Here is a 20,982-nt window from a genome sequence, read left to right as displayed (position 1 = left end):
AGGAGCAGCGGCAGCAAAGCCGGGAAGCCGGGCGCGCCGAGCTGACGAAGGCGTTCCGGCAGGCCGGCGTGGACGGGTCGGATCGAGCTTTGGAACCGGCGCTGAAGGTGCTGAAGCTCGCCACGGTGGACGACCTGTATGTCGGTGTCGGCAACGGCAACATCGCCGCCAGGGACGTGGTCCATGCTGCATATCCGGAGCTGCGGCAGGCGCCGCGGGCGCCGCGCATGGTGCCCACGCTGCTGCAGCGCGGCCGCCCGGCCAGCCGCCCCGCGCAGGACATGCCGATCACCGGCCTGGTCCCCGGCATGGCCTATGGCTTCGCCGGCTGCTGCCATCCGGTGCCGGGGGACGAGATCGTCGGCATCGTCACCACCGGCAAGGGCGTCACCATCCATAACCGGGAATGCCAGACCCTGACCGGATTCGCCGCGACGCCGGAACGCTATATCGACGTGGACTGGAACTACGAGGCTGTCGGCAAGCCCGGCACCAACGGCGGCCAGACCGCCCGCATCAGCGTCATCTCGGCAAACGAGCAGACGGCATTGGCCGATATGGCGAACGCCGTGGCGAAACAGGACGGCGCCATCGCCAATCTGAAGATCGTCAACCGCCAGCGCGACTTCATGGAAGTCCTGATGGATGTCGACGTCCGCGACACCGCGCACCTGGCGAAAGTGATCGTCGGCCTGCGGGGGCTGAAGGAGATCAAGAGCGTCGAGAGGGCCACCGGCGGATGATCCTCGGCCTGGGTTCCGACATCTGCGATATCCGCCGCATCGAGGCGGCGATCGCGCGGCACGGCAACCGGTTCCTCGAGCGGGTTTTCACCGAGACGGAGCGGGCGAAGGCGCTGCGGCGGACCGAGAAGATCCAGGCCGCCACCTTTGCCAAGCGGTTCGCCGCCAAGGAAGCGGCGGCGAAGGCCCTCGGCACCGGCTTCCGGCGCGGCGTGTTCTTCTCCGACCTCGGCGTGGTCAACCTGCCCGGCGGCAAGCCGACGCTGCACATGACGGGGGGATCGGCGGATCGGCTGCGGGCGATCACCCCTCCCGGCATGATCGCGCAGGTCGACCTGACCATGACGGACGAATATCCTTATGCCTACGCTCAGGTCATTATTTCCGCCGTGCCGGCGACCGTCTGATGCGTTCCTTGACAGCGGTGCGTCGCATGGGCTTCATCCGCCGGCTCCAAGCGGCGCCCGGCGCCGTGTGATCATTTGAAGGTCAGTTGGCCCGCATGGCGACCACCAAGGCAAAGCCCAGACGGCAGGCCAATGTCTGGGTCGAGAATATCAAGACGATCGTCTATGCCGGGCTGATCGCCATCGGCGTTCGTACTTTCCTGTTCGAGCCGTTCAATATCCCATCGGGCAGCATGATCCCGACGCTGCTGGTCGGCGACTACCTGTTCGTATCCAAGTACAGCTACGGCTACTCACGCTATTCGCTGCCGTTCTCGCCGCCGCTGTTCTCGGGCCGTATCTTCGGCTCCCTGCCGCATCGCGGCGACGTGGTGGTGTTCAAGTATCCGCGCGACACCTCGATCGACTACATCAAGCGGATCGTCGGGCTGCCTGGCGACCATATCCAGATGAAGCAGGGCGTGCTGTACGTGAACGGCCAGCCGGCGCCGCGCCAGTCGGAAGGCGACTACCTTGCCGACAATGACGGCATCAAGGTCATGAGCCGCCTGTATCATGAGGCGCTGCCCGGCGGCGTGACGCACGACATCCTGAAGGAGCGCGACGACGGCTGGGTGAACAACACCCAGGAATATGTCGTGCCGCCCGATCACGTCTTCGCCATGGGCGACAACCGCGACAACAGCGCCGACAGCCGGTTCATGGACGGCGTCGGCTTCGTCCCGCTCGAGAACCTGGTCGGACGCGCCGAGGTCATCTTCTTCTCGATCGACGCCACCTATCCCTGGTGGGAGTTCTGGGAATGGCCGTTCGAAATTCGCTGGAACCGTATCCTCAAGCTCGTGCACTGAACGGTGCTGTTTGAATGACGGGTCAGGCTGAGGCTCTGCTGGGCTACAGCTTCAAGCGGCCGGACCTCCTGCGGGAGGCGTTGACCCATCGGTCCGCGCTGCAGGGGCACAGGCATCCGACCGGATCGAACGAGCGCCTGGAATTCATCGGCGACCGCGTCCTGGGCCTGGTCATGGCCGAGTGGCTGGCGGAACGCTTCCCGCGGGAGCAGGAGGGGGATCTCGGCCGCCGCCTGGCCTATCTGGTGTCGCAGCCGGTTCTGGCGGGCGTGGCCGAGGCGGTCGGCCTGGCCGACGCGCTGGCGGTATCACCAGGCGAGGCGAAGGCGGGCGTGAAGAAGCGGGCCACCGTGCTGGCCGATGCGCTGGAGGCGATCCTGGGCGCGCTGTACCTGGATGGCGGGCTGGACGAGGCGCGCGGCTTCGTGCGCCGAGCCTGGGAAGAGTCGATGACGCAGCAGGCGGCACCGCCGAAGGACGCGAAGACGGCGCTGCAGGAATGGGCGCAGAAGCGCGGCCTGGACCTGCCCGTCTATGCCGTCACGGCACGCTCCGGACCGCCGCACGCGCCGGAATTCACCGTCACCGTCACGGTGGACGACAAGGCCGGAACCGGGACGGGAGCCTCCAAGCGCGCGGCGGAACAGCTCGCCGCCGAGGCCTTGATCACGCAGCTGCCCGCATGACCGGACGCTGCGGCTTCGTGGCGATCGTCGGCGCGCCGAATGCCGGCAAGTCGACGCTGATGAACCGGATGACGGGTGCGAAACTGTCCATCGTCTCACCGAAGGCGCAGACGACCCGGTTCCGGGTGCTGGGCATCCTGATGCGGGGCGAGTCGCAGGTGCTGCTGGTCGACACGCCGGGCATTTTTCAGCCGAAGCGCCGGCTGGATCGCGCGATGGTCGCGGCGGCCTGGACCGGCGCGGCGGATGCCGACCTCGTGCTGCTGCTGGTGGATGCGCGCTCCGGCGCCACCGACAAGGTGCGGGAGATCGCTGCTCGGCTGGGCGAATCGGGCCGGCGCTGCTGGCTGGCGCTGAACAAGGTGGACCTGGTGGCGCCGCCATCCCTGCTGCCGTTGACCGAGACGCTGTCAAAGCTGGCGGCGTTCGAGCGCACCTTCATGGTCAGTGCCACGACCGGTGATGGCGTGGAGGCGCTGATCGACGCGCTGGCCGCGGCGATGCCGGAAGGCCCGCACCTGTATCCCGATGACGACCTGACGGACCTGCCGGACCGGCTGCTGGCGGCCGAGATCGTCCGGGAGCAGATCTTTCTGCAGACGCATGAGGAAGTGCCCTACGCCGCGACGGCGGAAACCGAGAGTTTCAAGGAACGCAAGGACGGATCGGTGCGGATCGACGTCACGATCTATGTCTCCCGGCCCGGCCACAAGGCGATCCTGATCGGCGACAAGGGCGCGCGCATCAAATCCATCGGCGCCCGTTCCCGGCATGAGCTGTCCGGTCTGCTGGACCGTCCGGTGCATCTGTTCCTGAACGTCAAGCAACGCGCCGGCTGGGACGAGGAACGGGCCCGCCTGCGCGCGATCGGCCTGGACGATCCCGGGTAGCCGCGTCCGGCGGCCCCAAGGGAGACCTGGCGGACGGGAGCCTGACGCGCCGGCGGCGTGGCCACCTTGCTGCGGACCTGGACCGCCCAAGCGAAACCTGGCGGACGCCAGCCTGGCGCGGCCGGCCTGAGCAGCCGGTCCGGCGGATCAGCTCGCCGGTGCCGCCGTCACCGGGCCCTCGAATACATCGATGGCCGCCCTCACCATCGGGCCGCGCCCGACCAGGAAAAGGCCATCGCCCGGCTCGACCTCTGTCATCGCGTCCGGCCGCAGCAGAACCTGGCCGGTCCGGCGCGTGATCTGCACGATGAAGAACGCGCCCCCCGCCTGTGCCTCCACCGCCGCGACCGTCTTGCCGACCATCGGGCTGTCCGGCGCGGCAATGATGGTGTCGGCGTCCAGCCCCAGTTGGCGCAGCATCCGCTCGACATCTTCCGCCTGGTCGGTCCCGGGCAGAAAGCCGGGCGTCTTGCGGAACAGGATCATCTCGGCGATCCGCTCGGCGCCGATATGCGCCGGCAGCACGACCTTGCTGGCGCCGGCCTGCAGCAGCTTGCTTTCAGTGCTGGGCAATTCGCCGCGGGCGATGATTTCCAGCTGAGGGTTCAGGCTGTGCGCGCTCAGTGTGATGTAGACATTGGCGGCATCCTGCGGCAGCACCGTCGCCAGGGTCGCCGCCCGCCGGACCCCGGCGGCGAGCAGGATGGTTTCCTCGGTCGCATCCGCCTGCAGATACAGATAACCGAGGTCGCGCGCTTCCTCGATCCTGGCCTCGGCCTGTTCGATGATGACGAAAGGCGTGGACGCGGCGTGCAGCTCGCGGGCCAGCATCACGCCCAGGCGCCCGAAGCCGCAGATGATGACATGGTTGCGCAGGTGGTCGATCTGCTTGCTCATGCGGCGCGATCCCAGGACCGTGTTGATTTCGTTCAATGTGATGAACTGGATCAGGGCACCGGTCAGGTACAGCATCCCGGTGCAGCCGAGGATGATGGTGCCGATGGTGATGCCGCGCAGCAAGGGCGTGTTGACCGGGATCGTCTCGCCATAGCCCACCGTGTAGACGGTGATGATGACCATGTAGAACGCATCGGCCAGGTGCCAGCCGGCGGCGACATAGCAAGCGGTCGCGAGCGCCATCACGACCAGCATGTAGATGACGCCCAGGATCAGGTTGCGCACGGGCGAATGTTGCAGCCAGTCGGTCGCCGCGTGCATCACGCCGCTGGACGAGTCCATCTGTGCGGGTCTGCGGAAGAAATGAATGGCGGGAATCCCGTTGCCGTTCCCGGGGAAAGCGCCTGATACGGCCAGGCGGGGATACTTCACAAGACGCGGCGGAAAGCCAGGGCAGGCCGGGGCGGGCATGCGCGGCGTGCGCATGCCTGTATAGTCGGGAGTCCGCGGCAGGGGCCGCAGAGAGCGGAACAGCGATGGAATGGGAAGCGCCGGCAATCGTGCTGGACATCCGTCCGTACGGCGAGGGCGACGTGGTCGCCACCGTGATGACGCAGGCGCACGGGCTGCATCGCGGCCTGGTGCGTGGCGGCGGCTCGCGCGCGCAGGCATCGCTCTGGCTCGCCGGGAACATGGTGCAGGCGCGCTGGGCCGCCCGCCTGGCCGATCAGCTCGGCGGCCTGACCGGTGAGCTGATCCATGCCGGCGCGGCGCAGGTGCTGGACGATCCCCTGGCGCTGGCCATGCTGTCCTCCTGCTGCGCGGTCGCGGAGGACGCGCTGCCGGAGCGGATGCCACATCCGGGCGTGTTCTCGGGCCTTCTGACCCTGATCCCGTCCCTGGTCCTGGGCGAGCGGCAGCTTGGCGCGCTGGTGCGGTGGGAGGTGCTGCTGCTGGCGGAGCTTGGCTTCGGACTGGATTTCTCCGCCTGTGCCGTCACCGGTCGCCGCGATGGGCTGGTGTTCGTCTCACCGCGGACCGGACGCGCGGTGACGGCGGAAGCGGCCGGGATCTGGGCCAGCCGTCTGCTGCCGCTGCCCGGCTTTCTGCTGGATGAGGCCATCGCCGCGGGGCCGGCGGACTGGCGCGACGGGCTGCGGCTGACCGGCCACTTCCTGGCACGGGACGTATTCGGGCATCGGCACCGGCCGCTGCCTTATGCTAGGCGAAGACTCGAAGACCGGGTGGCCGATCTGGCCGACTCGCAGGAAAAGGACGACCGGACCGACGATGCCTGACGACCTGATCGGCACGATCCAGGACACGCACCTGAAGGACGCGCTGTCGGAGCGCTACCTGGCCTATGCGCTGTCCACCATCATGTCGCGCTCCTTGCCGGATGTGCGCGACGGGCTGAAGCCGGTGCACCGGCGGCTGATCTACGCCATGCACCAGTTGAAGCTGGACCCGACCGCCGGCTTCAAGAAATGCGCCCGCGTGGTCGGCGATGTGATGGGCAAATACCATCCGCACGGCGATGCCTCGATCTACGACGCGATGGTGCGCATGGCGCAGGACTTCGCCGCGCGCTATCCGCTGGTGGAGGGGCAGGGGAATTTCGGCAACATCGACGGCGATAACCCGGCGGCGATGCGCTACACGGAAGCGCGGCTGACGGCGATCGCCCAGGCCATGCTGGCCGGGATCGATGAGGATACGGTCGATTTCCGCCCGACCTACGACGGTGAGGAAGCGGAACCGGTCGTCCTGCCCGGCGCCTTCCCGAACCTGCTGGCGAATGGCGCGGCCGGCATCGCGGTCGGCATGGCGACCTCCATCCCGCCGCACAACGCCGGGGAGGTCTGTGCCGCGGCGATCCACCTGATCGAGAACCCGAACGCCACCGCCGCCGACCTGCTGCGCTTCATGCCCGGCCCGGATTTCCCGACCGGCGGCGTGCTGGTGGAGGATCCGGCCGCGATCCTGGCCGCGTACGAGACCGGCCGCGGCGGCTTTCGCCTGCGCGCAAAATGGGAGAAGGAGACCGGCAAGCACGGCACCTGGCAGATCGTGGTCACCGAAATCCCCTACCAGGTGCAGAAGTCCAAGCTGATCGAGCAGGTGGCGCAGCTTCTCGAGGAAAAGAAGCTGCCGCTGCTGGGCGATGTCCGCGACGAAAGCAGCGACGTCATCCGCCTGGTGCTGGAGCCGCGAACCCGCCTCGTCGAGCCCGAGAAGCTGATGGAGACGGTGTTCAAGGCAACCCAGCTGGAAGTGCGGTTTCCGCTGAACATGAACGTCCTGGACGCCACCCGCACGCCACGCGTGATGCCTCTGACCGAGGTGCTGCGGGCCTGGCTGGACCACCGACAGGTCGTGCTGCTCCGCCGCTCGAGGCACCGGCTGGCGGCGATCGACCGCCGGATCGAGATCCTGGACGGCTACCTGACCGTCTATCTAAACCTGGACGAGGTGATCCGCATCATCCGCGAGGAAGAACATCCGAAGCCCAGGCTGATGGAGCGCTTCACGCTCACCGACACCCAGGCCGAGGCGGTCCTGAACATGCGCCTGCGCAGCCTGCGCAAGCTGGAAGAGATGGAGATCCGCAAGGAGCACAAGGCGCTGTCGCGGGAGCGCAAGGACCTCCAGGCACTGCTGGGCGACGAGAGGAAGCAATGGGGCCGGATTACCCAGGAGCTGGAGGAAATCCGCCAGAAATTCGGCTCCGGCCCGCTGGGCGACCGCCGCACCATGCTGGGTGCGCCGCCGGAGCCGATGGATATCTCCACCGACGCCTTCGTGGAGCGGGAGGCGATCACCGTCATCCTCTCCGACAAGGGCTGGATCAGGGCGGTGAAGGGATCGGTGGCGGAGCCGAACGACCTGAAATTCAAGGAGGGCGACCGGCTGCGCCTGCTGCTGCCGTGCCTGACCACCGACCGGCTGACCCTGTTCGCCACCAACGGCAAGGCGTTCACGCTGAAAGCGGCGGACGTGCCGCGCGGGCGGGGCGACGGCCAGCCGGTTCGGCTGATGGCAGACCTGTCGAACGAGGATGACGTGACGGCGCTGTTCGTCGCCGCCGACGGCGTGAGATACCTGGTCGTGTCCGATAGCGGGCGCGGCTTCCTGGTCGCCGGCAAGGAGTTGCTGGCCGAGAAACGCACCGGCAAGCAGGTACTGAACCTGAAGCCGGGCGAGGAAGCGGCGCTGTGTGTCCCGGCGGACGGCGATCACGTGGCGATCGTCGGCCAGAACCGCCGCATGCTGGTGTTCCCGTTGGAGCAGGTGCCGGAAATGGCGCGCGGTTCCGGCGTGACCTTGCAGCGCTATAAGGACGGCGGCCTGTCCGATGCCAAGGTGTTCATCCGCAGCGAAGGCCTGACCTGGCGGCTGGGCGACCGTGTGCGGACCGAGACGGAGTTGGAGCCATGGGAAGGCGCGCGAGGGGCCGCCGGCCGCTCACCGCCGCCGAACGGGTTTCCAAAGTCGCTGAAATTCGGCGGCTGACGCATCGCGGCTGATACCGGTACCGGGCGGGGCCCCGAAAGAACATCCACGAAAGAACATCCACAAGAATGCGCGCCTTGCCCCGCAAGGCCGAGCCTTCCTGGTGCGGCGCGTCCGCCAGGACGGGTGGCGGGGGGATCGCCGCCGCGCCGCCGCGGTCAGAATCCGAACATATGGTCCAGCGAGAACCCGCCCGCCTCATCCATCAGGCCGTGATAGCCGAACAGCCGGCAGGTGGCGTCGCGAATCAACACATAGCCGCCCGGACCGGCGGCTTGCAGCGCCTCGGCGGCAAATGACCGGTGCGGCCAGACCGTAGCGGAGCCGGAGCAGGCGATCGCCACCGGCGCCTCGGCGATGACCCGGCCGGTGCCGTCGTGCAGCAGCAGTGACGTGCTGGAGACCGGGTGCCAGGGGCCCGAGGCCGGGTAGATCAGCGTTGCGAAGCTGTGCCGCCTGCCGTCGCCCAGTTTCAGGAACAGGCGGGTGGACAGGCCGGGCGGCGGGCCGGAATAGGATTGCGGCTCATCGCGGTAGGTCATGGCGGTATTGAAGATATGCGCCCCGAAACTGGACTCCGCGACGTGGCCGGACTGGCGGTCCTCATACCGGAACAGCGCATGCAGCCAGCCATCCGCCTCACCGCCCTCCCGGAAATCGTAGACCAGCTCGGCATGGCCTTCCTCGACGTCGTAGGCATCCAGGTCGAGCGCGATCGACCGGTCGCGCGGCAGGCGACCCAGGAAGGATTCGGCCTGCTTGGTGCCGTTGCTGTCGAAGACGTCCATCCGGATCGGCAGCTCACGCTGGGTGGTGGCCATCGGCGTCGGCTGCACGATGCTGCGGAACCGCGATTTGGGCAGGATCGGGAAGGGCAGGATGTAGCCACGACCCATCGCGGCGGGCAGCGCCGGAATGCCTGGATCGGGCTTCAGGTTATCGCGCTCGACATTCATGTGCGCAATGCGCACCCGGGACTGGCGCGTCACCTCGTAGCGCGGGCGGACGACGTGACGCCCGGCGCGCAGTTCGATCTGCTCCGGCCATTGCAGGCCGGGCAGGAAATCCGCCACGTCCAGCGCGACCGTGGCGAACGGCCCGACCTCGCGCTGCAGCGCCACCGGCCGCTCGGACCCCATCCGATCCAGGGACACGGCGCCGGCCGGGATCGGCACGGCGTGGCTGTTCTGCAGCCACAGCACCACGGTCTCATCCGGTCGCGGGGCGGGCAGGCCGGCGAAACGGTCCGACGGCCAGGCATTCGCATCATGCGTGCAGGACAGCGAGGCGCCATTGTCCGATGCGTAGGTGTCCAGCGCGTATTTCACCACGTCGTGCCCGGCCACGCCGATGGCATGGACGAACAACTGTCCGGTGAATGGCGCCAGCCCGAAGCGTTCCCGGACCGCTCGGCTGTCGATCGAGAAACCGCCCGGACCTTCGGGCAGCTCCGCTTCCCACGTCGCCAGTTCCGACCCGTCCCCGGCGAACAGGCGGAGCCACAGCCGCACGGTGGTAGCTCCGTAATTCGCCCAGTAGTTGGCGGAGACCAGCCGGCTCGACATGCCATCCGCATCGCGGAAAAAGGCAAAATTCGTCGCGAAGTTGACCTTGTCCAGGTAGCGGCCGCGGTTGCTCAGCATCGTTTCCGGCAGCCGCGCCTCATCCAGCGTCACGATCCGCGCATGCCGCGGCACCATGTGGGCGATGCGCGCGGCGATGCGCCCGGCGTCAAAGGCGGCGATCAGGATGGTGCGCGCGGACGAGGACGGGAGGCCGGTGAGGGGCGAGGCAGGGCGTCCGGCGCGTGGCGTGCCGACCAGCGTGACGTCGTGCACGAACACCTCCGACACCTCGGTCGGATACATTGCCATCAGCGCATCCGCCAGGCCGTCCGGATCATAGATCGCGACCGGGCCCGGCATCGCGGCGTAGAGCCGCCTGATCGCCTCGGCCGCCAGGGGATGGGCGAGCGCCTTGTAGATGACATTCCCACCGGCGCGAGCGTCAAACGTCTGTATCTGCAACATGTTCCTAGCGCTCTACAGGCCCAGGCGGCGTTTCGTTTCGGCCGCGGCCAGCGGCGTGTCGTTCAGGGCGGTGACCGGCCATGCGGCGAAACGTCCCTCGAACGGGCGCACCCGGCCCTCATCCTTCATCGTCTTGAGGAACAGGCCCTGACGACGGGAGAATCCCGGCAGCGGGGCCACCATCACCGGGACCGAGGTCGCGGCGGCTTCGGATATCATCGACACGCTGTCCTGGGTCACCACGATCATGTCGGCCAGGGCCAACATGCCGAAATATGGGTTATCCCCGGAAAAGTCCCAGACCCACCCGCCCAGCGGCGTGAGAGCGTCTCTCAACAATGCCGTCACCGCGGGGTCCGTGCGGCGGGACGGGGTGACGACGACACCGACATCATCGTGGCGGATCATCGATATCAGATCGGCCGCGAGCCGAGCGCCGACGTCCTTGTCCAGGCGGTACCGGCCATTGCTGCCACCCAGCAGCACCGCCACCAGCGGACGCTTGAAGCGCGCGAAATGCGGCCACCAGCGGTCGGACTCCTGGGCCAGCCGCTCCGGCGTCACGCGGTGCAAGGCGGTGCGGGTCACGACGACGTTGGGCCCGGTCAGCTCATCATGGCGGTTGGCGACGATCACGTCGTAGTTGCGGATGTCCATGCGCGGATTCTGCACCTGCACCACGCGCACCGACCGGTGGCCCGATTGGCGGCGCAAGGCCGCGAGCACCGCGCCCGCCATGCCGCCACAGCCGATCACCAGATCGGGCCGCGGCGTCCTGATGCTGTCGGCCACGGCCGCCAGCGGGTTCGGCCACAGCTTGGCGGTGATCCATTTCCACGGAGCGGCCGGCTTCAGGACGCGCAGTTCCGTGGGCAGGCCGGCCGCCTCGGCGAGCCCGATTGCCTGCGATTGCAGACCAGCGAGGTTTTCGCTGACGATCCAGGGCGCGACGACGGACGACATGACGCCGGTTTTGGGTATGCTGTCATGCAACGTCAATACGCCGCCGGCGCTTCGCAGGGGCGATCGGAACGCTGTAACCTGAAAGCCGCATGACAGGAAAAGGGCGGGATGGAACGCGATCTGATCGGCTATGGCGCCAACCCGCCCAATCCGGACTGGCCCGGCCAGGCGCGCCTGGCGGTGAACTTCGTCCTGAATTTTGAGGAAGGTTCGGAGCCGTCGGTCCCCGATGGCGACCCGGAATCGGAATGGGGTCTGACGGAATACGGTGCCGCGAGTCCCGGTGTGCCAGGCCGCGACCTCGCCGCCGAGGGGATGTTCGCCTATGGCAGCCGCGTCGGCTTCTGGCGCGTCCTGCGCCTGTTTCAAGAGCGCGGGCTGCCGATGACGATCTTCGGCTGCGCCCTGGCGCTGGAACGCAACCCCCCGGCCGTCGCCGCGATCCGCCAGGCCGGTTATGACGTCTGCTGCCATGGCTGGCGCTGGGAGAAGCATTTCCTTCTTCCCGAGGCGGTGGAGCGGGAGCGGATCGCGCGCGCCGTGGCCTCGATCCGGCAGACGATGGGGGACCGGCCGCTGGGATGGTATTGCCGCAGCGGCCCGGGAGTGAACACCAGGCGGTTGCTTGTCGAGGAAGGTGGCTTTTTATACGATTCAGACGCTTATGATGACGAGCTGCCATATTGGACGAAAGTTGGCGACAAACCGCACCTGGTCGTCCCGTACAGTCTTTCGACCAATGATTCCAAGTTCGGCCGCGGCACCTTCGCGACCGGCAGCGACTTCTTCCACTACTGCCGCGATGCCTTCGACATGCTGTACCACGAAGGCCGGACGCAGCCGAAGATGCTGTCGATCGGCCTGCACATGCGCATCATCGGCCATCCGGCCAGGGCGGCCGGGTTGCAGCGGTTGCTGGACCACATGACCCGGTTCGAGGGTGTCTGGATCACCCGCCGGCTGGACATCGCTCGTCACTGGGCGGCTCGGTTTCCGGCGCCGGTTGCCGAGTGACCGCCGCGTTGATACGCAGGGGCATGGCGACAACAGGCGGGCAGGACCACGCGGCGCACCCGGCATCGGCCGCGCGGCCGAACATCCTCGTGGTGAAACTGGGTGCGTTCGGCAACGTCGTCCTGTCCCTGGCGGCCTTCGCGGCGATCCGCCGGCACCACCCACACGCGCGAATCACCGTACTGACCACGCCGCCCTATGCCGACTGGCTGCGAACCTTCCCGTATTTCGATGATGTCCTGGTGGACCGGCGCCCGGCCTGGCTGGATTTCCCGGGTCTCGCGCTGCTGCGGCGGCGGCTGACGGAGCGGCATTTCACCCGGGTCTACGACTTGCAGACCTCCACCCGATCCTCCCGCTATTTCCACCTGTTCCCGCCGAAGCGGCGTCCGGACTGGTCGGGCATTGCCTTCGGCTGCTCGTTGCCGGACCGCAATCCAAAGCGCAACCGGCTGCATGATGTGGACCGGCAGCAGGAGCAGTTGCGGCAGGCCGGGTTGACCGTCTTTCCTCCCGCCGATCTGAGCTGGTGCCGCGGCGATATCGGCCGCTTCGACCTGCCGCGCGACATCGCGCTGCTGGTGCCGGGCAGTTCGCCCAACCGGCTTGCCAAGCGGTGGCCGATCGATCGTTTCGCCGCCTTGGCGGCTGCCATCGCCGGCCGTGGCGTGACGCCGGTGGTGCTGGGCACCGCGCAGGAACAGGCACTGGCGGCGGAGATCCCGAACGCCATCGACCTGACCGGCCAGACCAGCTTCGGGGATCTGTGCGATCTGGCCCGCGCCGCGCGGTTCGCGGTCGGCAACGACACCGGGCCGATGCATCTGATCGCCACCGCCGGCTGCCCGGCCATCACCCTGTTTTCCGCCGATTCCGATCCCGCCCTGTGCGCCCCGCGCGGCCCCTGGACCAGGGTGCTGCGCCGCCCGGTGCTGACCGATCTGCCCATTGAAGAGGTCCTCGCCACCTTGCCTGAACACGTCTCTGCCTGATGGCCGTCATCAGCGTTTCGTCTGCGGCGCAGACAGAGCAGCCGGATGGTGTGCCCATGCCCAAGCGGCTTTGGGCGATCCTGACCATCGGCCTGGGCCTGACCCTGGCCGTGCTGGACGGCGGCATTGCCAATGTCGCGCTGCCGACCATCGCGCGGGACGTGCATACCTCGCCGGCCAATTCGATCTGGGTGGTGAACGCCTACCAGCTCGCGGTCACCGTATCGCTGCTGCCGCTGTCCTCGCTGGGAGAGATCTACGGCTACAAGCGTGTCTACATGGGCGGGCTGGTGCTGTTCACCCTCGCCTCCCTGGCCTCGGCGATCTCGACCTCGCTGCCGACGCTGATCATCGGGCGGATGCTGCAAGGCTTCGGCGCCGCCGGCCTCATGAGCGTGAACAGCGCGCTGGTCCGCTTCATCTATCCGCGCCGATGGCTGGGCCGTGGGGTAGGGCTGAACGCCACTGTCGGCTCCATCGCCTCGGCGCTGGGGCCGACGGTTGCCTCCGGCATCCTGTCCGTCGCGCCCTGGCCCTGGCTGTTCGCGGTGAACGTGCCCCTGGGCGTGCTGGGCGCGGCGATCGCCATGCGGGCGCTGCCCGAAACGCCGCGATCGGGCGCCCGTTTCGACCTGGTGAGCGCCGGGCTGCAGGCGGTCACCTTCGGCGCGCTGCTGTTCGGCGTGTCGGAGCTGGGACATGGCGATTCCTGGGCCCGCGTGGTGCTGGAACTGGGGGCCGCAGCGGTGTGCGGCTTCCTGCTGGTCACCCGGCAAATGAGCCGGACGGCCCCGATGCTGCCGGTCGACCTGCTGCGAATTCCGCTGTTCGCGCTGTCGGTCGCCAGCTCGATCTCCTCCTTCATTGCCCAGGCGATGGGACAGGTGTCGATGCCGTTCCTGTTCCAGCACCGGTTCGGTCTGGACCAGGTGATGACCGGCTTCCTGATGACGCCCTGGCCGCTGATCGTGGCGGTGATCGCGCCGTTCACCGGCCGCCTGGCCGATCGCTACCCGGCCGGCCTGCTGGGCGGCATCGGCATGGCGGTGATGGCGTCCGGGCTGTTCGCGATGGCGATGCTGCCGGCGCACCCCGGGACGTTCGATATCGTCTGGCGGATGTGCCTGTGCGGCCTGGGCTTCGGCTTCTTCAACACGCCGAACAACCGGGCGATGATCACCTCGGCGCCGCCGATGCGCACGGGCGGCGCGAGCGGCATGCAGGCGACGGCCCGGTTGTTGGGGCAATCGACCGGCGCCGCCATGGTGGCTCTGGTATTCACCGCCTTTCCGACGGAGGGACCTGTCGCAGCCCTGTTCATCGCCGCCGGTGCCGCCGCGGTGGCCGCCTGCATCAGCAGCAGCCGGCTGGCGGCGAACTGACGCCGGATTGCCGCGCCGAGGCAATCCGCGCCATAGTCGCGCTGCTGCAATGCCTCGATTCGAGAGCCTATTTCGCCCCTCGGCTTTGCGCCTCGGGCGACCGCGCTGTCGAATAGGAAGCCGTCGGGAAAGGGTCGCCATGTCCACGCCGCTGGCCGGTATCACCGTGCTCGATTTCGGTCAGATCTTTCAGGGGCCATACGCGACCTTCCTGATGGCGAAGGGCGGCGCCGATGTCATCAAGATCGAGCCGCCCGGCGGCGAGCCCCTGCGGCGGCGGATAATCGCCACCGGCGGTGAGACGACCCTGCCGATGGCGATGCTGAACGCCAACAAGCGGGCGGTGACGCTGAACCTGAAGTCGGAGCAGGGCAAGGACCTGCTGAAGCGGATGGTCGCCAAGGCGGACGTGCTGCTGGAGAATTTCTCGCCCGGCACGATGGATGGCCTGGGCGTCGGCTACGATGTGCTGAAACAGGTCAACCCGCGGCTCGTCTACGCCACCGGCACCGGCTTCGGGATCAGCGGGCCGGATCGCGACAATCTGGCGATGGACTTCACCATCCAGGCGGCGTCGGGGATCATGAGTGTCACCGGCTCACCCGACGGGCCGCCGATGAAGGCGGGCCCGACCCTGGTGGATTTCATGGGCGGCATCCATCTCTACGCCGCGGTGATGACGGCGCTGCTGCACCGGACGGTGACCGGCGCCGGCCAGTTGGTCGAGGTGGCGATGCAGGAGACGGTGTATCCCTCTCTGGCGTCCAGCTACGATTACTTCTTCCGCACCGGCAAGGAACCGCCGCGCGCCGGTAACCGGCAGGCCGGGTTGGCCAGCGCACCTTACAACGCGTTCCGCACCCGGGACGGCTGGGTCGCCGTGCACGTCGTCACCGAAACCCACTGGCAGAACCTGCTGCGCGCGATGGGGCGGCCCGACCTGCTGGAAGACCCCCGATTCAGCACCAACCCCGCTCGCACCGAGAACATGGAAGCCACCGAAGCGCTCGTCACGGCCTGGACGCTCGGCCTGACCAAGGCCGAGGTCGTGGCCGCGGCAAAACGCTTCAAGATCCCGGTGGCGCCGGTGCGGACGCCGGTCGAGGTGATGAATGATGCGCACATGCACGAACGCGGCATGCTGGAGCGGATCGACCATCCGGCGCTCGGGCCGATCGTGGTGCCCAACTCGCCGCTGCGGCTGCATGGCGCGGACCGGGTGGCCACGCTGCCCAGCCCGGCCCTGGGCCAGCATAACCGCGAAGTCTATGGTGAGTGGCTTGGCCTGGGTGAGGCGGGCGTCGACGCGCTGAAACAGGCCAGGGTGATCTGATTCCGGCCGCCGCCCGGGCTGGCGCGCCGGGGCTGGCCCGCCGGGACTGGCCCTCCGGAACTGTTGCGGCGTCCTGCTGGGCGCGGGTCCGCGCCCGCCATGACCGGACAGGATCGCGCGGCGGTCGGAAGCGACGTCGCTTCGTATCGGATGCCTCGGCGTCGGGCGCCGGTCAGAATACGATCAGCTTGTCCACGGCGGGGGCCCGATCGGCCGGCAGGGTGAAGTCCAGCGCCGGCCCGGCGGGCACGATGCCCGTCGGGTTGATGTGCCGGTGGCTCATGTAATAGTGCCGCTTGATATGACCGAAATCGACCGTCGCCGCCACGCCCGGCCACTGATAGATGTCGCGCGCATAGGCCCATAGCCGGGGATAGTCGACGATGCGCCTGATGTTGCACTTGAAATGGCCGTGGTAGACCGCATCGAACCGGACCAGCGTGGTGAACAGCCGGATATCCGCCTCGGTCAGCGCCTCGCCGCACAGGAAGCGTGACTGGCCCAGCCGGTCCTCCAGCCAGTCCAGCGTCTCGAACAGCGGCCCGATCGCTTCATCATACGCCGCCTGCGTCGTGGCAAAGCCGCATCGGTAGACGCCGTTGTTCAGGGTGTCATAGACGCGCTGGTTGATGGTGTTGATCGTCTCCCGCAAAGCCGAGGGATAGAAGTCACCCGGCTTGGCACCCACGCCGTCGAAGGCGCTGTTGAACATGCGGATGATGTCCGAGGACTCGTTGTTGACGATCGTCTGGGTGTGCTGATCCCACAGCACCGGGACGGTGGCCTTGCCGGAGTATGTCGAGTCCGCGCGCGTATACAGCTGATGGATCGCCTGCGTGCTGTGCAACGGGTCCGGGATCACGCCTTCGCCGGGCTCGAACGTCCAGCCTTGGTCGCCCATCAGCCAGTGGGTGACCGAGATCGGGATGATCTCCTCCAGCCCCTTCAGGGTCCGCATGATCAGCGTGCGGTGTGCCCAGGGACAGGCAAGCGACACATAGAGATGATAGCGGCCAGGCGAGGCGGAGAACCCGTCCATGCCGGTGGGGCCGGGACGCCCGTCCGGTGTTACCCAGTTGCGGAACGCGCTGGGCATGCGCTCGAAGCGGCCGTCCTCGGCCGTCCGCGGGTCCGGGGCATGCCCTTGGGCGTGTCCTTGAGGATGTCCCTGAGCGTGCCAGACACCATTCACCAACAACCCCATCGCATACTCTCCGAATCCTGGTGGCGCGGGTGGGACTCAGGGACTGGTTGCCAGGCGGGTCAACCCCGGCAGGCCCGCGATCTCGCTCACCAGCTTGCGGGTCATGGCCTCGCCAAATGTCGAGAAGTCGTGGACTTCCAATACAAAACTGGCGGGGCCGCCAATAACGTTCTCGCGATAATAATTCGGCAGCCCGCCCGGCGGCTGGACATGGGAGAAGGTCCAGGACACCGGGTGGTCGTTGATGATGGTCAGCCCGTTGATGGTGACGCCGGCCTTCACCGCATCATCGCGCGCGTCCCCCGCGTCGCGCCCGGCATTGTTGGTGCCGTCCCCGCAGACGTCGATCACGCGGCGGGTTGCCTGGATGCCGGCCTCGGCGAAGAGCTGCATCGCCTGGTCTATCCCGGCGCTGATCGATGTGCGCCCCCAGAAGGAGCGGGCGGCGGCCTTCAGCTGGTCCGTGAACGCCTTGGCCGAGGCGGCGTCGCTGATGATCGTCCAGTCGATGACGGTCCGAGTCTCATAGTTGCTGGCGAATTCGACATAGGCGACGGCGATCTTGCCCAGCGGCCCGTTGCGGATCGCGGCCAGCACCTTCTGGTTGTTGAAGGCGGTCTCGTAACCTTCCTTTTCCAGCGCGAACTCCGCGTCGTCGATGCTGCGGGACACGTCGGTCACCAGCACCAGGGCGACATCCACTTCCTCGGCCCAGGCAAATCGCGGAGCAAGGGCCAGGACCAGGAACAGTGCGAGGATCGAGGCAAGCCGGCGCATCTCCAGCCCTCCTGCCCGTCATCTGATGCCGTCGCATAGCGGTTCGTCAAAGAAAATCGATGGCGTGCGGAGAGCGGCGGAGAAATCCCGCGCTATTGGCTGGCCCAGACGATGCGGTGGATCCAGTTCACCTCGGTCAGATCGAAGCTGTAGTCCGGATGTTCCGGGTTCAGGCTTTTCAGCTCCACCCGCCGGGCGGAACGACGGGCGAGTTGCTTGGCCATCACCTCGCCGCCGGTCGTGCGCACCACCACGCGGTCGCCACGCCGGATCGGCGCCGAGGGCGAGACGATCACGAGGTCGCCGTCGCGGTACACCGGCTCCATCGAATCGCCGCTGATTTCCAGCGCATAGGCGTTGGGATCGGCGATTTCCGGCATGCTGACCTCATCCCAGCCGCCGCCCACCGGGTAGCCACCATCGTCGAAATAGCCCTCGCCGCCAGCCTGGGCCAGGCCGATCAGCGGCACGCGCCGAGCGACGGTTCGAGCGGCGGCGCTGCCGTTGCTGCTGATCGCGCGGGCGCCGTTCACCAGGGCGGTGAAGGCGTCCAGTGACGCGCCGGTGGCATCCAGAACCTTGGCCAGGCTTTCGGTGCTGGGCCAGCGGGCCCGCCCGTCCGGCATCCGCCGCTTGGATGGGTTGAACGTCGTGGCGTCCAGGCCGGCGCGCTTGGCGAGGCCGGAGGCCGACAATCCATATTCCGCCGCAAGCGTATCGAGCGCCCGCCAGACATCTTCGTGTTTCAATGTTCCACCTCCGCTCCTGGTTCACCGGCCGGTGCGATTCGGTCATGGGCCGGTCGCTGTGGCGGTCGAATCGCAAGGTGGATTATCCTAGGAATTGACGCCAAAAGAAATAGGAAAACCGCCCGAATATTCTTGCATATCAATGCAACCTAAGGTTACTATACCAGAGATTTAATCGCTTTTTAGATGATCTCGGCCTACCCCGATCAAATGGACCTAGCATGCCCGATCTGCCACCGCGGCGCTCCGCTACCCGGCGCCCTGATATCCCGCCGGGCGCGGCGGCGGCATTCGCATCGGCCGAGGAGGCGTGGATGTGGACCATGGCCGCGCTGATCGCCCGCCGCGACGGCGCCCGGTACGGCGCCGGCAAGGGCACTGTCCGCCGGCCGTGCGAACCCGATGACGTGGTGCGGTGCGTCGACCAGCTATACCGACAGCGGCGCATCGGGCCCTCCCACGCACGTGTCCTGCGGATCTGGGGTGAACGGCAGCTGCCTCCCGAGGGTCGCCGTGAGGGAGGGTGGCGGAGCGGGCCGGAGAGCAGCCCACGGGCGGACTCGATTGATGGCCCCGACGGCCGCGTCGGACGCGACAGCCAGGATCGCATCCTTTGGCTGGAGGCGATGGTCCGGCTGGAATGGGTGCTGCGAGCCAAAGGGATCGTGGCATGACGAGCTTGGCAGGCTATAGGAAAAATATCGTTGACATGGACAATGGTCTTCTCATAGAATGGCGCCGTCAACGGGCGAGGTGCGCCCGGTTGAATTTTCCTCGCCCCTGACGGGCCGCTGTTTCGACAGCGGCCCTTTTTTGTTTTCAAGGACCGGTATTATGGCCTTTGCAATTCGCAATCTCTCCGTCCTGGCCTATGCGAACGGGTTCACGCTATGGCACTACAAGACCGGCAAGGACTCGCTGGAGACGGTGGCCGCCGCCAATTACATGGCCGATGCGTCCGACATGCTGACCGCCGGAGACCTTGTCATGGTGACCGCGTCCGACGGTGCCCGGATCGTCTGCGTCACGCTGGCGGATGTGGAAACCGCGATCACCGCGCCTTTATCCTGAGCCCGGGACTGCTGGTCCGTGGGGGCCTCGGCCGGTGGCGTCGGCCGACGTCGAGGGCAACCGCGATGCAGGCCGGCGTGTCACAGCGCGATCGCCTGAAGCCGATGGTGAGAAGGCGTGAATCGGATAAAGCTGGATGGTCTCAACCCGACCCTCTCATGCTTTAGCCAAGGCCGGGGAAGACGGACGGTCGGGGCCATGCCCTCGGCTATGCCTCGGGCGTGGCCGGTGATTTCAGAATCTCCGTGGCATGGCGGCGGCGTCCGGCTTCCAGAAGCCGGAACCGTTCGCCGTCCCGCCGGCACAGCCCCAGACACTCCAGCCGCCGCAGGCACGGCCCGTCGAGCCCGGCGTCCGTCCGTCCGTCCGGGCCGCTGAGATACAGCCGATGCAACGCGGCCCGGCAGCAGGTTTCCAGGTAGGGTTCGCTCCACACCAGGATCACTCTGCCGGCCGGAAAGAGTGGCCGCAAGCGGGCGGAACGCTCCCCGGTTCCGCCCTCCGGCGCGCGTACCGGCACCCCGGCGGCAACCCCAGCAGGCGCTCCGGCGGGCGCCGCTTCATCGTTCGCTTCATCGCGCGATCGACGGTCCGGCCAGGCGCCGGCCGGCCCATCGCGTTTTCGACGTAGTAAGGAATGCTGACACTACTGGCCGCGGCCGGACTTCTTCTGGATCTGACGATCAGAGCGATGGCGACGTGCAAGCGCCATCTGGTTCAACCGATACTGACATCCCTGCTGCTGACGGTCGCCTATGCCGTGGTCCATATCGGTGCCGAGGGAAGCATCAGCGGCGGCCTGGCCGCGGCGTTCTGGGAAAGCGATGCGGCGCGGGAGGCGCGTCACCGCGCGAGCATGGTCGACACGCTGCAGGGCGAGCTACGCCAGTTCGTCGCCGCCAACAAGCTGATCGACCAGCATCTGCAGACGATCCTGGCGAAGTCGGATGCGGCGCGGGTCCGGCTCGCGGTCATCCATAACGGCGTGATGGGCCTGACCGGAACTGGCCTGCTGCGATACGACATCACCAACAGCATGGCCGCGCCCGGCCGCGCTACCGGCGATCCGCTGCGCAACCAGCCCTTGGCGGATTGGGCCGATTTCCTGCAGGAAATCCTCGCCGACCAGTGCGTGATGGCGCAGGTGGCCGAGCTGCGCTCGGTATCCTTGCGGGCGCAGTTCGACGCCGTGGGGGCAAGCAGCGTGCTGGTCTGTCCGTCGCCGGACATCCAGGGCCGGGTGGTCGGTGCGGTGTTCCTGTTCTGGGATCGTGGCGACGCCCCGCCGAAAGGGGAGGCGCTCCGCCGCCTCATGACATTTGCCCACGGCGTGGCCGGGCAGATCGCCACGGTGCTCTCCCTGCGCAGCGGCCCGCCGTGCGACGACCGGCCGCCATCCCGCCCCGTCGGCCGCTGATACTTCCGATATTTTCAGGCACCGGCACCCGCGACCACCGGCACCCGCGACCACCGGCACCCG

21 protein-coding genes are annotated in these 20,982 nt (G+C 67.5%); 14 read left to right on the top strand and 7 right to left on the bottom strand.

Going from position 1 to position 20,982, the window contains the following annotated elements:
* The 5 genes from VHC04_RS16075 to era all read left to right on the top strand — a co-directional run.
* Nucleotides 1–743, top strand: a 743-nt coding sequence (locus tag VHC04_RS16075) for a RelA/SpoT AH/RIS domain-containing protein (protein ID WP_325683062.1), incomplete at its 5' end; no start/stop codon positions are given.
* Nucleotides 740–1,150 carry a holo-ACP synthase gene (acpS, locus tag VHC04_RS16070; protein WP_325683060.1) on the top strand — a complete coding sequence of 137 codons (411 nt, stop codon included), beginning with the start codon at nucleotides 740–742 and terminating at the stop codon, nucleotides 1,148–1,150. The genes VHC04_RS16075 and acpS, both read left to right, overlap by 4 nt.
* A gap of 95 nt (nucleotides 1,151–1,245) precedes the next feature.
* Complete coding sequence (gene lepB / locus VHC04_RS16065; RefSeq protein ID WP_325683058.1) at nucleotides 1,246–2,001, top strand: signal peptidase I; 756 nt, start codon at nucleotides 1,246–1,248, stop codon at nucleotides 1,999–2,001.
* Between the two features lie 14 nt (nucleotides 2,002–2,015).
* Nucleotides 2,016–2,687, top strand: coding sequence for a ribonuclease III (gene rnc, locus VHC04_RS16060; protein WP_325683055.1), 672 nt, complete (start codon nucleotides 2,016–2,018; stop codon nucleotides 2,685–2,687).
* Entirely contained in the window at nucleotides 2,684–3,577 is an 894-nt protein-coding gene (gene era, locus VHC04_RS16055; RefSeq protein WP_325683053.1) for a GTPase Era, read from the top strand. The genes rnc and era overlap by 4 nt, the downstream gene beginning before the upstream one ends.
* Nucleotides 3,578–3,724: 147 nt before the next feature.
* On the opposite strand, the gene VHC04_RS16050 is transcribed toward era, so the two are convergent.
* Nucleotides 3,725–4,816 carry a potassium channel family protein gene (locus tag VHC04_RS16050; protein ID WP_325683051.1) on the bottom strand — a complete coding sequence of 364 codons (1,092 nt, stop codon included), beginning with the start codon at nucleotides 4,814–4,816 and terminating at the stop codon, nucleotides 3,725–3,727.
* 194 nt (nucleotides 4,817–5,010) lie between these two features.
* On the opposite strand from VHC04_RS16050, the gene recO reads away from it, so the two are divergent.
* Both recO and parC read left to right on the top strand, forming a co-directional pair.
* Nucleotides 5,011–5,772 (top strand): DNA repair protein RecO, encoded by a 762-nt coding sequence (recO, locus tag VHC04_RS16045; RefSeq protein WP_325683049.1) that lies wholly within the window; start codon nucleotides 5,011–5,013, stop codon nucleotides 5,770–5,772.
* On the top strand, nucleotides 5,765–7,987 hold the full coding sequence (gene parC / locus VHC04_RS16040) for a DNA topoisomerase IV subunit A (protein ID WP_325683047.1): 2,223 nt from the start codon (nucleotides 5,765–5,767) through the stop codon (nucleotides 7,985–7,987). Before recO ends, parC begins: the two co-directional genes overlap by 8 nt.
* Before the next feature lie 158 nt (nucleotides 7,988–8,145).
* Here the strand turns inward: parC and VHC04_RS16035 are convergent, their stop codons facing one another.
* Together VHC04_RS16035 and VHC04_RS16030 are read right to left on the bottom strand one after the other, a co-directional pair.
* A complete protein-coding gene (locus tag VHC04_RS16035; protein WP_325683045.1) occupies nucleotides 8,146–10,017 on the bottom strand; it encodes a hypothetical protein in 1,872 nt (623 codons plus the stop codon).
* A 12-nt stretch (nucleotides 10,018–10,029) separates the two neighbouring features.
* A complete protein-coding gene (locus tag VHC04_RS16030; protein ID WP_325683043.1) occupies nucleotides 10,030–10,980 on the bottom strand; it encodes a mitochondrial fission ELM1 family protein in 951 nt (316 codons plus the stop codon).
* 108 nt (nucleotides 10,981–11,088) lie between these two features.
* On the opposite strand from VHC04_RS16030, the gene VHC04_RS16025 reads away from it, so the two are divergent.
* The 4 genes from VHC04_RS16025 (at nucleotide 11,089) to VHC04_RS16010 (ending at nucleotide 15,701) form a co-directional block, all read left to right on the top strand.
* Nucleotides 11,089–11,994 carry an allantoinase PuuE gene (locus VHC04_RS16025; protein WP_325683041.1) on the top strand — a complete coding sequence of 302 codons (906 nt, stop codon included), beginning with the start codon at nucleotides 11,089–11,091 and terminating at the stop codon, nucleotides 11,992–11,994.
* A gap of 23 nt (nucleotides 11,995–12,017) precedes the next feature.
* Nucleotides 12,018–12,986: a glycosyltransferase family 9 protein gene (locus VHC04_RS16020; RefSeq protein ID WP_325683039.1), complete on the top strand. Its 969-nt coding sequence runs from the start codon at nucleotides 12,018–12,020 to the stop codon at nucleotides 12,984–12,986.
* Nucleotides 12,987–13,042: 56 nt separating this feature from the next.
* Nucleotides 13,043–14,368 (top strand): MFS transporter, encoded by a 1,326-nt coding sequence (locus VHC04_RS16015; protein WP_325683037.1) that lies wholly within the window; start codon nucleotides 13,043–13,045, stop codon nucleotides 14,366–14,368.
* A 139-nt stretch (nucleotides 14,369–14,507) separates the two neighbouring features.
* Entirely contained in the window at nucleotides 14,508–15,701 is a 1,194-nt protein-coding gene (locus tag VHC04_RS16010) for a CaiB/BaiF CoA transferase family protein (protein WP_325683035.1), read from the top strand.
* A gap of 172 nt (nucleotides 15,702–15,873) precedes the next feature.
* On the opposite strand, the gene VHC04_RS16005 is transcribed toward VHC04_RS16010, so the two are convergent.
* The 3 genes from VHC04_RS16005 to VHC04_RS15995 form a co-directional block, all read right to left on the bottom strand.
* A complete protein-coding gene (locus VHC04_RS16005; protein WP_325683033.1) occupies nucleotides 15,874–16,797 on the bottom strand; it encodes a glutathione S-transferase family protein in 924 nt (307 codons plus the stop codon).
* Nucleotides 16,798–16,941: 144 nt separating this feature from the next.
* Complete coding sequence (locus VHC04_RS16000) at nucleotides 16,942–17,682, bottom strand: DUF1194 domain-containing protein (protein WP_325683031.1); 741 nt, start codon at nucleotides 17,680–17,682, stop codon at nucleotides 16,942–16,944.
* A gap of 92 nt (nucleotides 17,683–17,774) precedes the next feature.
* A complete protein-coding gene (locus VHC04_RS15995; protein ID WP_325683030.1) occupies nucleotides 17,775–18,431 on the bottom strand; it encodes a S24 family peptidase in 657 nt (218 codons plus the stop codon).
* 314 nt (nucleotides 18,432–18,745) lie between these two features.
* On the opposite strand from VHC04_RS15995, the gene VHC04_RS15990 reads away from it, so the two are divergent.
* Entirely contained in the window at nucleotides 18,746–19,105 is a 360-nt protein-coding gene (locus VHC04_RS15990) for a hypothetical protein (RefSeq protein ID WP_325683028.1), read from the top strand.
* A gap of 160 nt (nucleotides 19,106–19,265) precedes the next feature.
* A complete protein-coding gene (locus VHC04_RS15985) occupies nucleotides 19,266–19,502 on the top strand; it encodes a hypothetical protein (protein WP_325683026.1) in 237 nt (78 codons plus the stop codon).
* A gap of 208 nt (nucleotides 19,503–19,710) precedes the next feature.
* On the opposite strand, the gene VHC04_RS15980 is transcribed toward VHC04_RS15985, so the two are convergent.
* A complete protein-coding gene (locus VHC04_RS15980; protein WP_325683082.1) occupies nucleotides 19,711–19,938 on the bottom strand; it encodes a hypothetical protein in 228 nt (75 codons plus the stop codon).
* 201 nt (nucleotides 19,939–20,139) lie between these two features.
* Between VHC04_RS15980 and VHC04_RS15975 the strand changes: the two genes are divergently transcribed.
* On the top strand, nucleotides 20,140–20,919 hold the full coding sequence (locus tag VHC04_RS15975) for a hypothetical protein (RefSeq protein ID WP_325683024.1): 780 nt from the start codon (nucleotides 20,140–20,142) through the stop codon (nucleotides 20,917–20,919).
* Nucleotides 20,920–20,982: the final 63 nt, after the last annotated feature.

Source organism: Rhodopila sp. (genome assembly GCF_035548095.1).
GTDB lineage: Bacteria > Pseudomonadota > Alphaproteobacteria > Acetobacterales > Acetobacteraceae > Rhodopila.
The sequence above is the reverse complement of the archived record's forward strand: the minus strand, read 5'-3'. Positions and strand labels throughout refer to the sequence as shown.